Source organism: Bradyrhizobium sp. ISRA436 (assembly GCF_029910015.1).
Taxonomy (GTDB): Bacteria; Pseudomonadota; Alphaproteobacteria; order Rhizobiales; family Xanthobacteraceae; genus Bradyrhizobium.
Window position 1 is genome coordinate 2,103,466 of record NZ_CP094519.1, and the last position, 14,038, is coordinate 2,117,503.

The window sequence follows — 14,038 nt, forward strand, 5'->3', positions numbered from 1 at the left end:
GGGACGTGCCCTTGACAAAACCACTGGCTGGCATCCGGGTGATCGAGCTGGGTGAACTGATCGCAGGCCCCTTTGTGGGCACACTGCTCGCCGACAACGGTGCGGAAGTTATCAAGGTCGAGCGACCGGGGCGCGGCGACGTGTTGCGCCAGTTCGGTCCGATCGTAGAAGGCACCAGCGCATTCTGGCAGGTCAACAGCCGTAACAAGAAATCGGTGGTCGTCGACATCACCCGGGACGGAGGGCTCGTCGTACTGCGCGACCTGATCAAGAAGTGCGATATCCTGATCGGCAGCCTAAGGCCCGGCGTGCTGGAGCAACGAGGCTTGAGCGATGAGGCCCTTCGGGTGCTGAACCACGCAATCGTCGTTGTACATGTGTCTGCCTTTGGTCGAATCGGGCCAAAGTCGAAACGAGGGGGATACGATCCTGTTGCGCAAGGTTTCTGCGGTCTCAGCTATCTGACCGGAGAGCGTGATGGCCCGCCGATGCGCGCAGGAGGCGCGGTCCCGGTCTGTGACTTCATGACGGGGCTTCTCGACACGTTCGGCGCCATGCTGGCACTTCAGCAACGGAAAGCTGGTTTAAGCCCGATACCTGCCGTCGACGTCGCGCTATACGACGTGGCCTTTAGGATGATCGCCCCGCTGCTCGCATATTTCGAAGCCTCCGGAAAGGCCTGGCAGCGAGATGGAAATCACAGCCTCGGTGGTGCTCCGACAGGCCACTTCATGACTGCCGACGAAAAGTGGATATGTCTCTCGGTTCAGAACGATGAGCAGTTTGCCCGCTGCGCCGGCTTGGTGGGGCGCCCGGAATGGGTTTCAGATCCTCGCTTCGCGACCCTTTCTGGTAGGACCGAGCACCGTAGTGAAATCGAGGCCTGGGTTTCGAAATGGATACGGAGCATGGACCGGACAACGGCATTGGCTGCCTTCGAAGCGCAGTCGCTCGGCGCGGGACCAATTCAATCCATTGAGGATATGGCGAGCGACGAGCACCTCAACTTCAGGGGTTTGAAGCCGGTAAGTGATCCAGTTCTGGGCGCGGTGAGAATGCCGCGAGCTTTGCCCTTCGCTACCGACAAGGACGATGGGCAACGGCCCGCGCCAAAGCTGGGCGAACACACCCGTCACGTGCTTTCGCAAGTCCTTGGATACGCGGACCAGACAATCGCTGACATGATTGAAGACGGCCGCATAGCGTCCGGGTAGTCGCGGCGCCCACACTCGCCGGATCGTTGCTTTCAATCTGAGGTCACGATCATTCCTCACGAAATTCGCAGAACGGAGATCCTATGTTTGATGATCGAGGATTGGAGCTGAGCTCCAAGCATGAGGGCGCAGTGACCGCCTATAACGAGGCGATCAGGAGCTTCCTTGAGTATCGGACGACAGCAATGCCCTTGGCGAAGCAGGCGGCGGACTTGGACCCGCAGTTTTGCCTCGCGCACTGCTTGCGTGGCTACTTCTTCATGATGTTCGGAACGCTCGCGGTACTCGACAAAGCTAGGGCAGCCCTCGGACAGTCCGAGCGGACCTCCGAAGGAGCCACAGATCGCGAAAGGAGGCATCTCGAAGCCTTGCGCCTCTGGATCGAAAGCGATCTGATGGCGGCGAACGCATGCTGGGAGCGCATTCTCACCGACTATCCGCACGATCTTCTGGCCTTGCGTCTCCACCACTTCAACAGCTTCTGGATGGGGCAAACCCGCGCTCTGAGATCGATCCCCGCATCCGTACTGGCGGACTGGCGAAAGGACATGCCGGGGTATGGGAATCTTCTCGGCATGCTCGCCTTTGGGTGCGAAGAAAACGGCGACTACGGGAACGCCGAACGTTACGGGCGGCAGGCGGCTGAGGTCAGTCCGGATGACCTGTGGGCGTTGCATGCCGTTGCGCACGTACTCGAGATGCAGGGGCGGCACAGGGATGGGTTGGATTGGCTTAACCATCCACTCGACAAATGGAACGATCGGAATCCGTTCCGGCGGCACCTTTGGTGGCACAACGCACTCTTCCACATTGATGCGGGAAGGCTCGACGGCGCCCTTGAGCTGTATGACTCGGCCGTCATGGGCGAAAAATCGGATTTCTATCTCGACATCCAAAATGCGGCGTCGCTGTTGGCCCGCCTGGAATTCTGCGGCGTTGATGTCGGCGCTCGCTGGGAGAAGCTGGCCGATTACGCCGAGAATCACATCGATGATCACGCGTTAGTCTTCACTGACATCCATTTCGTTATGTCGCTGGCGCGCGAAGGCCGCTTCGACGCAGCCAGACGGTTGATCGAATCAATGAAGACCTACTCTAACGACGAGACGAAATACGTAAGTGGCGTCATTCAAAAGCTTGGCATCCCGCTTTGCGAGAGCATCATCGCCTTCGAGCGAGGCCGATATGATGATGTGGTCAATGAAATTATGCCGTTGCGTCACGTCACCGGCGCGGTCGGCGCAAGCCACGCACAGCGCGACATTTTCGATCAGTATCTTCTTGAGGCCGCGCTCCGCGCGAACAAGATTCCGCTCGCTCAGAAGCTACTTCAGGAGCGCAGATTCTTGAAGCCAGGCAGCCACGAGAGCGAATACAAGCAGGCCAGGCTGCGAAAATCGATGGCATCGCGTGCATAGCATGCGGCGATGCCGCGCAGATCATTCGTGCGTTGGAGCCGGTTCAAGGAAACTCCGCTCTGTCGCGCTGAGCAAGTGGAGGTATTCTCGATGCGTTCACCTAATGCAATGGCGAAGTACATCGAGCGTGGGATGACCGTCGCGCTTCCGGTAGATTACGCTGGCGTATCGATGGCCATGACGCGCGAAATGATCAGGCACGGTGCGAATGATTTGCACCTGGTCTGCGTGCCGACTGGAGGCCTACAGGTCGATCAGCTTATTGGAGCCGGCTTGGTCAGAACAGTCGAGACGAGCGCGGTTTCATTGGGCGAGGCGGGCGGCGCGCCTCGGTTCAATGCCGCCGTCAAGGACGGCTCAATTCGATTGATGGATGCGACTTGTCCCGCCATTCATGCCGGCTTGATGGCGGCTCAGAAAGGCATTCCGTTCATGCCGATGCGGGGGCTGATCGGAACAGACCTGCTTCGGCACCGGGCAGACTGGCGCGCAATCGACAATCCTCTCGCCGACGGGGGCGATCCCATCGTCCTGATTCCTGCCATCAAGCCGGATGTGGCTATCTTCCACGCCCCCATGGCTGACCGTTTCGGGAACGTCTGGATCGGGCGGCGACGCGAACTCGCGGCCATGGCCTATGCCTCAAGTATCACGATCGTCACCGTAGAGCGCATCGTGGAGAAGAACCTGCTGGCGGACGAGCTGACGGCCGCAGGGGTGCTTCCTGCCCTTTACATCACGGCCGTCGGGCGAGCTCCGCGAGGCGCGTGGCCCTACGGCCTTTGGGGCGAATATCCCCCGGATACGGCAGAGATCGCTCGCTATGCTCAGGCGGCGCCGACGGTCGAGGGATTTTCTAGATACATGACCGACGTCAGATCGGAGGCGGTATCGTGACTGGTGTCCTTCCGCGCGAGATATTGATCCATGCGATCGCGCAGCTATTGGACGGCGTCAAACATGTGGCCGTGGGCGCTTCGTCACCCATTCCTGCCGCAGGGGCTATGCTTCTGCGCGCGTTGAAAGCTGCCAAGGGAGAACCTGGCCCGCGCATCTCGATTCTCGGATCGGTTGAGCACAACTTCTTTACCAACGGCTCGGCGGAGCTCTTCGATTGCGCTGCTCAGGGACGTATCGACGCATTCTTTCTCGGCGGAGGACAGATTGACGGGCTCGGCAATGTCAATCTTGTAGGAGCGGGAGGTTATCCGCAGTCGAACGTGCGCTGGCCCGGATCTTTTGGGTCAGCCTATCTGTATTTTGTCGTGCCGCGAGTCATACTTTTCCGTGAGGAACATTCCCCGCGCGTTCTGGTCGACAAGGTTGATTTTGTGAGCGCTCCCGGAGTGAGCGGAGAAGGCGTATTCCGAACTGGAGGACCTATCGCGCTGCTAACGGGCAAGGGCCTCTTTCGCTTCGACAAGTCCCGTCCTGGATTCGTCCTCGACAGCGTTCATCCGGGGCACGATCTCGATGAAATCAAGGCGTCGACCGGTTTCAAATTCGAGCATGCTGACCAGCCAGGTCGAACGGCATTGCCCGACGCATCAACGCTACAGCTGCTCCGCGGTAAGGTGCTCGACGAGCTTGCCGAGACGTATGGCGAGTTCGCAGCGCAGATGCGTGCTGTGCACTCCTGATGCTAGTGTTCATCTCACGCTAGTCGGCCAGCGCTTGGCGAAGATCGCGGAGGATTCGATCCGCCCGAAAATGCTGTGGCGAGATCGGTCTCTCCCGGGATCACTGCTGCTGCCGCTTTGTCGGCGGACCCGAGTTTGTGAATCCGCGTCCTAGTTCACCATTGGCAGCGAAAGCGTCGTCTCTCCGGCAAGCAGCGGTTTAACTTCGAGAAGCCGGGCGCGCAGCCTGGGGTAGTTGGCCGCAAGGTTCTTGACGTTGTTGTCGCCGTTCTCGATAGCGAGCGCGGCTGCAACTCCGGCTGACTGGCCCATCTGCCAGAACGGCGGCTCCATACGGATTTCGCTGATCGCGACGTTGGTTGCCGAACCGCCGAACAGGCAGAGAAGATTCGAGGGGTCACCCTTTCGGGGAAGCATATATTCGTAAGGGATCGGAGCTTTCTTGTCCGCGCCGCTGGTCGGGGTGATGTAGAGATTGCCCTCGATGATGACCTTCCAGTTCGTGCCGTCGAAATACGCCCGATATTCGATGGCGTGACTGTCCATGTCGTAGGCCGCAACCGCAATCGTCTTGGTCGAGCGCGGCGTGGTACCGTCTGGCGCGTTGAGGTCTTCGGCCGTAAGCACGTAGTCGCCGACGATACGGCGACCGGAGCGGACATAAATCTGGCTGTTGAAGTTGGGCTGATCGCCCCAATTCGGAGAAACATAGTGCTTTGCCGAGAGACCGTAGGTCAGCGCCGAAGCGCGGATCGCGGCGGGGACGCGGCTGTCCTCCTCGTGTTGCAGGAGATACCAGAGCCCGAAGATGTAGCTCTTTTGGAGCTGGATAATCTCCTCGCGGCGGGCATAGCTGGCCGTCGCGTATTCGGTCGAGGTCGGGTCCACGAAGTCGCTCGACATGATGTTCTTCGTATTGAAATCGAAAACGTCAGCCGCCAGCGGCTGGATATTGAAGATGTCGGTCAGGACCAGCGTGGGGTCCGCGGCGAACAAGCGCAGCAGGATCTCATATTTCGACTTCGAGTAGCCGGCAGGTGGAGTCGACGGGAACGGGATCATATAGGCGGGCGTCGTGGTCAATGTCAGGCGATAAGCCATTGATTGAACCTTGCCGTCCGCCGAACCGTTCGCGGGGGTACCGTTGGTGAAGACGCCCTGCACGCCAGCAATCAATCCGGAATTCGTGTCTCCGGGCGTGTTCCACGGATCGATGTCGACTGCCGCGCCCGAATGATTGGTTGCCTGGTTCGGCCGCGAGCCGCAGGTGGTTTGAACTCCCCGGAAGCCATTCGCCGCCTCCGCGCCGGCGCCGGCCTTCTCGCGACCGACCGTCATGGTGCAACCGCTGACATAGGCCAAGTCCATCTCGTATGAGCAATCGATGAAGACACTTCCGCTGAATGTCCGGCCGTCCCGTGTCGTGAAGCCGGTGATTTGTCCATCCACAACGGTTGCGCTGACCGCACCGGTTGACCAATAGACCGGGATATCGGCACCGCCCGTGAACGACGGGTCAAGCAGCTCCCGGTTGGCCTGCTCGAAATGGCGAGGCTCGAAAGAGATGTTCGACGTGCCTTTGAGGAGCGTCTTGATGCGCTTGCCGAGATATCGCGCCACCCCCGAGAAGTCCGTCGGAGCGGTGCCGCCGGCCCAACCCAAATCGCCGGCGAGTGTTTGGGTGCGATTGATGAGATATCGCGGCAGCCCCGTGATCGCGGTCGGAGCCGTGCTGTCGGTCCACCCTAGTCCACCGACGCCGGGTACCCCACCCACGTTGTAGTCACGCCAGCCGCCCACGATACAAACGGAATGTCCCTCCCGAGCAAGCGATCGCGCGGCGAGAACGCCGGCCGCCGTCGCACCATAGACGATCGCATCGTAAGTGGTGACGTTCTGCGGTTGGTAACCCGCTTCGTAGGTGTCCAATTCAGCGGTGGACATGACCTGATGCCACATTGCAAGGACCGCGCTGAGCTCTCGCATCTGCGCCGCGGTGAGGTTGCGGCCGGCAACGAACCAACTGGACAGCGCTCTGGCACTGCCGGACGGGGTCCCGTCGTTGTTGGCTGCCAACAGGTACATCTCTTGCGCGGGCAAAGCCGCCGATACGGACGCGACATCGGCGACCAGGCGACCGTTGCGATAGGCCTGGAAGTTGTCAGAGTTGCCTCGCGAGACAGCGTTGAAATACTGGCCGTCCCAATCCGCGGTGTGTCCGATGGCGGTAACGAGTGCGCCGCCGCAGCGCGCAGCCATCGTGTTTGCAGCGCTATTCCAGATACCAACGGTGATGCCGTTCGTGGAATCGTTGGCGCCGATTTCAGAAGACGTGCCGGCAACAGCCCCTGGCGAGCAAGAGAAGACGCCAGCCGCGTGACTCGTCTGAGGGAGGCTGGAGCATTTCAGACCCGTCATGCGGAAGTAGCCGCCTCCGGAGGCCGCAACAGTGGTGTTGGCAACAAGCGTGACGTTGCCGACCTGCGTAAGGTCATACATGCCGGGGCTCTTGATGTTGATCCTTGACGTGGCAAGCGTCGGTCCGGCCTTGCCAAGGTGGACGAGACACGGCCAGACCGGATCGCTGACGGGAAAGCTCTTGAGCCGCCTGATGCCCCGGTTGAAGGTGCATTTGCGACGGCGCGTCATCGTCGTGCCGGCCGCAGCCCATGCTGCAGCAAGCGCCTCGGTCTCGGGCTCGAACGCGAAGTTCGGGAGAACGATATCACCGCTGCCACTCCTCGCTTTCCCGGAGGAATCGAGGTCGTCTTCACTCGGCTCGAGCTGCTCGATGCCGAAGGCTTGACCTCGCTCGCTCACAAGGAGAGCAGCCGCGCCGACTAGCCACTGCCTTCGGTTCAAAACGCACGGCCCCGCAAGGCTGAATATGCTTTCGAATTTGCCATTTGCGCCTTTTGCGAGCCGCCAGAACTTGCGATCATGTTACTCGTCGAGACTTACATCAGCCTTACGGTTGCAGCTTCGCGGACGCAAAGTGAGCGGTGTGGCCGGTGTGGCCTTCTTGGCGCCGCTAAATGGCCGGGCGTACGCCATTGATGAGCCGCTATCGGACGGTGGCTTCATCGTGGAGCCATCATTGGTGCGGGGTGCAACCAAATCGCTGCGCGTGTACGGACAGCCGCCGATGTGAAAACAGGGGGGCAGGATCGATCAGGCGGTGACGCCAGCGAAAGGCTTGCCGCAGTTCATGGCTTGGGGAGAGGCGATGAACCATGCCATAGAGGGACGCCGGCTGCTCACCGCGATATTCGTGTGCGGGGGCTCCGGACGTTGGCGCGAGCCCTCGTCGACAGATGAGGCTCTGGACGGGTGAAGCGGATCGCGGATGAAGCTTTTCATTTTCGGGCTGGGATATTCGGCAACATACGTCACGCGGAGGCTCGCGGCCGGTGGCGTGGAAATCGCGGGAACGGTCCGCTCGCAGGCGAAGGCCGATTTGCTGTCCGGCGCGGGCTATGCGATGCGGTTGTTCGTAGCCGCCCAGCGTGATGCGGCGATTGCTCGCGAGCTCGCGGACAGCGACGCGGTGCTGGTCTCGGTGCCTCCAGGCGCGCAGCAGGATCCTGTGCTTCAGGTCTATCGCGGCGATCTGGCGGCGGCCTCGCACCTGCGCTGGATCGGCTATCTGTCGACGGTCGGGGTCTATGGCGATCACGGTGGCGGATGGGTCGATGAAGCGACGGTGCCGACGCCGATGAGCGAGGCCTCGCGCCGCCGGCTCAACGTGGAACGGCAGTGGCTGGACTTCGGCGACGCGCACCGCATTCCCGTCCACATCTTCCGCCTGGCGGGGATTTATGGCCCCGGTCGCAACCAACTCGTTCAACTCGCCGAAGGCAAGGCGCGACGGATCGTCAAGCCCGGGCACGTGTTCAACCGGATCCATGTCGAAGACATCGCGCAGATGGTCGAGGCGTCGCTCGGCCGGCCGCGGGCCGGCGCCATCTATAACGGTGCCGACAACGAGCCGGCTCCGCCGCAGGATGTGGTGGCATTTGCCGCCGAGCTCTGCGGCCTGCCGCCGCCACCGGACATCCCGTACGAGCGCGCGGAGTTGGCGCCGATGTCGCGAACCTTCTTCAGCGAATGCAAGCGGGTCCGCAACACGCTTCTGCGCGACGAGCTGGGCGTCGCGCTGCGGTATCCGACCTTTCGCGAGGGCCTGACCGCCCTGCGCGCCGCCGGCGATGGGCCGAAGCCGCCACCGGGCAAGTGAATCTCATTCGCCCGGAACGAGGCTTCCGATCGGCGGCCGCGCGAGGCGGCGATGCCTGCGGCGCGACAAATAGAGCAGGAGGCCCGTCACCGTGAAGAGCGGCATCAGCGCCGCGGCCAGCATGAAGGCGAGCTTGCCGGGCCATCCCAGGATGGCGCCGCGGTGGATGTCGAGCACACCGGCGAGGATGCGCTCGCCGAACGTCTTGTTCGCGTAGAGGTCCGACGACACCAGGCGGCCGGTGACGGCATCGATGCGAAGTTCGTCACGGACGCTTTCGAGCGTCGAGTCGCGCGCCCACGACCTGACGCGCACCACCGTACCGGCGCCGGCGGGCAGCGTCAGCAGGGCCCTTGCATAGCGGCTGCCCTGTTCGTGCAGGAAGGTGGACCAGACGCGATCGAAGGTCGGCGGCGTGATGCCGGTCCTGGCGTCACCCCTGGCGTCACCTTTGGCCTCGCCCTTGGGGTCCGCCGGGACCATGCCGCGCGGCGATTTGGGCTGGCCTGCGGCTGACGTCGAAGGGCGTGCGAGCAGCCAGTTGGCGCCGACCTTGTACCATTCGAACGAATACCAGAGGCCGGTGAGCGTCATCACCAGATAGATCGGCAGCACCCAGGTGCCGGTCACGGCGTGCAGCGAGCGGTGCAGCCCGCGGCCGCGCAGCGCCAGATTTGGCTTCAGCCATATCTTCACGCTGCCGGCGCGATGCGGCCAGCGCAGCACGAGCCCGGAGATCAGCATCACGATCAGGCAGATCGCGGCCGTGCCGGTGATCTTGCGGCCATAGCCGTTGCCGTCGCCGGGCAGCAGCAGCCAACGATGCAGCTTGCGGACGGTGGCGAAGAACGGCTCGCCGCGCGGCGAGCCGAGCACATGCCCATTATAGGGATCGATATAGACCGAGGACGGCCGCCAGCCGCCTTCGCTGCGGGCAAAGCGGATGCGCACGGCGGCGGACGGATCGCTCGTCATCATCACGGCCGAGACCTTGCCGGTCTCGCCGGCGGCCTGCAGCCGCGCGATCAACTCATCCGGCGTCAGCCGTCGCGTCGCGCTGGTGTCGACATGCATGATGTCTCTGTTCAGGCTTGCCTCGATCTCATCCTCGAAACTCATCGTTGCGCCGGTGAGCCCGACCAGGGCCCACAGCAGCGCGAGCGCGAGGCCCGCGATGGAATGGACCTGCAACAATGCAGCCTTGATCTGATGTCGCGGGTCACTCATCGAAGCCGACCTTTCTGATCAGCGCGATCGCGGCCTGCTGATGCGCGGCGATCTGGTCGATCGGCAGGGTATCGGCCGGGAACGACCCGAGCTCGTCGAGGATCGGGTGCGGCTGCGCCGCTGCCAGCAGCGGATATTCCAGCTCGGCGGCGGCAAATGTCTGCTGGGCCGCCGGCGTCAGGAGAAACTCGATGAATCGTTTGGCGGCCGCCGGATGGGGCGCGTGCTTTGCGATGGCAACGCCCGTCAGGTTGACGTGGGTGCCGCCGCCCTTGAACACGGTCGGCACTGCTTTCACGGTCCCGGCCTGGATGCGCCACTCGGCGCCTTCACGGCCGTCGCGAAGCTGCGCGAGGGCGACGGTGTTTCCGATGCCGATCTCGCAGTTTCCTTGCGCGATCTCGCGGATCATGTCGTTGTCCTTGCCGGCAGGCTTGTGCGCGAGATTGGCGTTCAGGGCGTTAAGCCAGGCTTCCGTCGCCTCGACGCCGTGATGCGCGAGGTAGGCCGCGACCAGCGCGACGTTGTTCTGGTGCAGCGCGGAGCGCATGCAGAGCTTGCCGCGCCATCTGGGATCGGCGAGATCCTCATAATCGATCGCGGCAAGCGGGTTGTTCTGGCGCGCCATCACCACGCGCGGACGAAGAACAAGCGCGATCCACTGAAAGCCGCCGCCGCGGAAGTGCGACGGAACGGCCTGATCGACCTCCGAGGATACGAAGGCCTGCGTCAGCCCGCGATTGGAGAGCTGGGTAGTCTTGTCGAGCCCGATGGTCAGCAGGACATCGGCAGGCGATGCGTCGCCTTCGGCCGTCAGACGCTTGACCAGGCTGTCCTCGACGAAGACGGTCTTGACGCCGATGCCGCTTGCCTTCGTGAAGGCAGCCGTCACCGGTTCGAGCAGATGGGCCTCGCGGGTCGCGTAAAGAGTGATCTCGTCGGCGCGGACCGCGATGCTGCCGACGACAACCGCCGCCAGCGCGGCGAGCAGTCCGATCGCTGTCCGCGCTGCGCGCATGTCAGAACTTCACCATTGCCGATAGCGAGAAGCGCCGCGCGTCGCCCATCGCTACCGCCAGGTTGCTGACGGCGGAGGGATAGTAGACGGTATCGAACAGATTCTTGACGTTGAATTGGTAGATGACCGGCAAGGTCTGGTAGGTCGTCTCGTAAGTCGCAAACACGTCCGCAACCGTGTAGGACGGCAGCACGAAGCTATTCGCGGCATCGCCGGCCCGGTCGCCGACATAGCGCGCGCCGCCGCCGAGACGAAGCCGGCCGGGCAGGGCCGTGCCAAAGTCGTAGACGAGATAGAGCGAGGCCGTGTTCATCGCGACGTTCTGCAATTGCTTGCCGGCGTAGGTCGGATCGTCGGTCACCCGCGCGTCGGTGTAGCCGTAGCTGCCGATCATGCTCCAGTTGTCGGTGAGGCGTCCCGTGACGTCGACCTCGACGCCGCGCGAGCGCGCCTTGCCTGCGGTCGTGTACACGTTGAGGCCGGTGGTGGTGTCGAGCTGGCTGACCAGCACGTTGCTCTTGTCGATGTCGTAGAACGCGACCGTTCCGGAGAGCCGCTTGTTGAAGTCGAACTTGATGCCGGTCTCGTACTGCACGCCTTCCTCGGGCGCGATGTTCGAGCCGAGCACGACGCCGCCGCTGTTGCTCAACGGAGCGATCGTCGAATTCGGCTTCAGCGACTGCGTGTAGCTCGCATAGAGCGAGACCTGGTCGGTGAGCTTGAGAATGACGCCGCCGAGCGGCAGCACCTTGTCGGCAGATACGTTGGTGTTGGCGACGAAGGGCCGCCCTCTGCCGGCGATCTGGTCGTAATCCATATAGCGCACGCCGCCGACCAGCGCGAACCGCTCGGTCAGATGCAGCGTGTCCTGGAAGAACAGCGACCACTGGCCGAGCTTGTCGGTCTGGGCGCTGTCGCGGGCGGATACCGTCGTGCCCGGCGTGATCAGCCCATAGACCGGATTGTAGAAGTTGAAGCTCGGCGTCGCCTGCCGGATCAGATTGTCCCGATAGATCGTGCGATACTGGCCGTCGCCGCCGAACAGCACTTCGTTGCGCATGTTGCCGATCCAGACGTTGCCCTGCAGATAGGATGTGCCGTAGCTGACATTGCTGAGCGAGCCCTGCGTGCCGTCATTGCTGCGCGTCTCGACGCCGGTCTTGGCATTGATGCCGGTGATGCGGAGCTGGTTGGCGCTGAAGGTCTCGGTGTTGTAGCTGTAGCCGGCAAACAGCTTCCAATCCTGGTTCAGGCGGTGCTCGACCGAGGCCTGCATCAGGTCGGAGGTTCCCCACATGTTGTTGAAGGGTTCATCGAGCCGGCGCGTCGCCGGGATCGCAAGCGGCGCCTTGGTCACCGGATCAAAGGCGGTGCCGCGGTCGAACGGAGTGATGAACTCGCGGTGCTCGTAATTGAGCTGAACCGTCGTGTTCTCGCCGTACCATGCGAGCGACGGTGCGACCAGCATCTCGCGGTGGCGCCCGAAGTTGCGCCAGTAGTCCTCGCTCACACCGTAGCCGATGAAGCGATAGGCGAGGCCGCCATCGCCGATCGGGCCGGTGATGTCGACGGTTCCGTCGGCGCCGCTCTTGGAGTTGCCGTAGGTCGAGCCCAGCAGGGTGACCGAGCCGTGCTGATAGAGCTCGGGGCGCTTGCTGATCGTGTTGACGATGCCGCCGGGGTCCATGATGCCGTAGAGCAGCGACGCCGGGCCCTTGAGCACCTCGACGCTTTCGACCGCGGGATTGAAGCTGCGTCCCTGCACCAGCGGCATGCCGTTGCGCATGATCGAGCCGTCGCGGTTGTCGCCGAAGCCGCGGCGGATGACGGCGTCCTGGGTGCCGGCCAGCGTGTTGGTCTGGGTGACGCCGCTGACATTGATCAGCGCGTCGTCGATGTTCCGGGGCAGCTGATCCTTCAGCACCTGCTCGGGCACGACGTTGACCGCCTGCGAGGTGTCGAGCGGCGAGGCGCCGCTGCGCAGCGTCGTCGCGCTTGGCATCGCGCGATAGCCGAGCTTGGCTTCGTTCAGCACGGCCGCCGCGACGGTGGCACGCTCGGACGGCGTCGGTTGCGCCGGCTGGGCATTCCGGTTGCGCTGGCGCGCGGCGGCCGCGGCTTGTGGCCGCTGCGCCGATCTTGCCGCCGCTATAGTGGGCTTGCGCTTTTGCGTCGGCGATTCCACCGTGACGGGTGGCAGCGCAACGCTCGATTGCGCGTTCGCTGATATCACCGAGGACGAGACGTCGGCGAGCAGGATGACTGCGCCGATGAGCAGATGGGTGCGGCCTTTGTCGGCGGGATTTCGATGGTGTCCGACAAGCCGGCCATCAGCGTTGAGAGTCACTTCCGATACTTTCAGTCAGCAAGAACACATTCGCGCACGCGCCTCTAGCAGCCGCCGCGCATGAAAAGAACTGGACTGGACTTGAATCTCTCTAAGGTGAGACGTCGCGCGCGTTGCTCATGCACCTGAAGTCAGCTTGCGTGCGCGGGCCTGCATCAATTGCATTGATCGGCGTGTCGACGGAACGAGGAGCGACGTTGCGTGAGCCTGCGTCAAACCGTCGCGGGTTACAAGATGCTCCTGGGGCATGGGCCGCCGAACGCCATCTCCGGCGGTCCGGGGTCCCGTGAATTCTCGAACCGCGCGTGTTGCGCCCCGGCAAATCCTCACGCGCTGCGCGTCAGGACATCTCCAGGCAGACGGGCGTCGAACTGACCGTCCCCGCGCTCACACCGTCGCGCGCCATCGATTCGATAGTGCTCCAGTTCTCGCGGAAGATCCGCGTCGCCTCGTTCGCGCTTTCGGCCTGGATCGTGAGGCTACACGCGCGTCTCGCGCCATTGCTGGCGAGCTGGAAATGGAAAACAAATCCAGATGACTCTGCGCTCCGTGCGCCCGACGGTCCATGCTGCATGAAGGCTCTTCCCCAATTGCCGTGTTTGCATCCCGCCCGCGGGCAGGATTGGACCGTGATGCGGCACAGTCGTGGTTCAACAACCTACAATCTGCGAGATCGCGCATTTTGTTCAGTGGTGTTGCCGGGATTCAACACGACGTGGAACTTTGCGGAAAGCGCGCGGGCCGGAATCGGCAAGCGATCGCGGCGTCATCGGTGCGATCAGGCGCCGGAGCGCTTTCATGCCTTCCGGGCCTGGCGGTCGGCACTATCGGCAATGGCGGCGCGCGCAATCGTGACTTCGGGCGCCGAGGTCGTCGGGTAAGATCGATCGGTCGCCGCATGTCGACTGTTTCGTCGAGCCTGTACGGAGCCTCTGCA

10 protein-coding genes are annotated in these 14,038 nt (G+C 62.8%); 6 read left to right on the top strand and 4 right to left on the bottom strand.

Annotated elements, in window-relative coordinates; all coding sequences use genetic code 11:
* The first annotated feature begins 11 nt into the window (after positions 1 to 11).
* The 4 genes from MTX23_RS09975 to MTX23_RS09990 all read left to right on the top strand — a co-directional run bounded on the left by MTX23_RS09975 (position 12) and on the right by MTX23_RS09990 (position 4,272).
* On the top strand, positions 12 to 1,214 hold the full coding sequence (locus MTX23_RS09975; protein ID WP_280976454.1) for a CoA transferase: 1,203 nt from the start codon (positions 12 to 14) through the stop codon (positions 1,212 to 1,214).
* A gap of 131 nt (positions 1,215 to 1,345) precedes the next feature.
* The gene (locus tag MTX23_RS09980) at positions 1,346 to 2,632 is read left to right on the top strand and encodes a tetratricopeptide repeat protein (RefSeq protein WP_280976455.1); all 1,287 of its coding nucleotides are present in this window, start codon (positions 1,346 to 1,348) and stop codon (positions 2,630 to 2,632) included.
* A 132-nt stretch (positions 2,633 to 2,764) separates the two neighbouring features.
* A complete protein-coding gene (locus MTX23_RS09985) occupies positions 2,765 to 3,529 on the top strand; it encodes a CoA transferase (RefSeq protein WP_280976456.1) in 765 nt (254 codons plus the stop codon).
* A complete protein-coding gene (locus MTX23_RS09990; protein ID WP_280976457.1) occupies positions 3,526 to 4,272 on the top strand; it encodes a CoA transferase in 747 nt (248 codons plus the stop codon). Before MTX23_RS09985 ends, MTX23_RS09990 begins: the two co-directional genes overlap by 4 nt.
* Before the next feature lie 150 nt (positions 4,273 to 4,422).
* On the opposite strand, the gene MTX23_RS09995 is transcribed toward MTX23_RS09990, so the two are convergent.
* The gene (locus MTX23_RS09995) at positions 4,423 to 6,921 is read right to left on the bottom strand and encodes an FAD-dependent oxidoreductase (protein WP_280976458.1); all 2,499 of its coding nucleotides are present in this window, start codon (positions 6,919 to 6,921) and stop codon (positions 4,423 to 4,425) included.
* Positions 6,922 to 7,618: 697 nt separating this feature from the next.
* Here MTX23_RS09995 and MTX23_RS10000 point away from each other — a divergent pair.
* Positions 7,619 to 8,509: an SDR family oxidoreductase gene (locus tag MTX23_RS10000; RefSeq protein WP_280976459.1), complete on the top strand. Its 891-nt coding sequence runs from the start codon at positions 7,619 to 7,621 to the stop codon at positions 8,507 to 8,509.
* A gap of 3 nt (positions 8,510 to 8,512) precedes the next feature.
* On the opposite strand, the gene MTX23_RS10005 is transcribed toward MTX23_RS10000, so the two are convergent.
* Genes MTX23_RS10005 through MTX23_RS10015 form a run of 3 tightly spaced genes read right to left on the bottom strand, consistent with a single transcriptional unit; the run spans position 8,513 to position 13,032 of the window.
* Positions 8,513 to 9,736, bottom strand: a complete 1,224-nt coding sequence (locus MTX23_RS10005; RefSeq protein WP_280976460.1) for a PepSY-associated TM helix domain-containing protein — start codon at positions 9,734 to 9,736, stop codon at positions 8,513 to 8,515.
* The gene (locus tag MTX23_RS10010) at positions 9,729 to 10,754 is read right to left on the bottom strand and encodes an extracellular solute-binding protein (RefSeq protein ID WP_280976461.1); all 1,026 of its coding nucleotides are present in this window, start codon (positions 10,752 to 10,754) and stop codon (positions 9,729 to 9,731) included. Before MTX23_RS10010 ends, MTX23_RS10005 begins: the two co-directional genes overlap by 8 nt.
* 1 nt (position 10,755) lies before the next feature.
* Positions 10,756 to 13,032, bottom strand: coding sequence for a TonB-dependent siderophore receptor (locus tag MTX23_RS10015; RefSeq protein ID WP_280978031.1), 2,277 nt, complete (start codon positions 13,030 to 13,032; stop codon positions 10,756 to 10,758).
* A 374-nt stretch (positions 13,033 to 13,406) separates the two neighbouring features.
* On the opposite strand from MTX23_RS10015, the gene MTX23_RS10020 reads away from it, so the two are divergent.
* Positions 13,407 to 13,982 (top strand): hypothetical protein, encoded by a 576-nt coding sequence (locus tag MTX23_RS10020; protein ID WP_280976462.1) that lies wholly within the window; start codon positions 13,407 to 13,409, stop codon positions 13,980 to 13,982.
* Positions 13,983 to 14,038 lie beyond the last annotated feature (56 nt).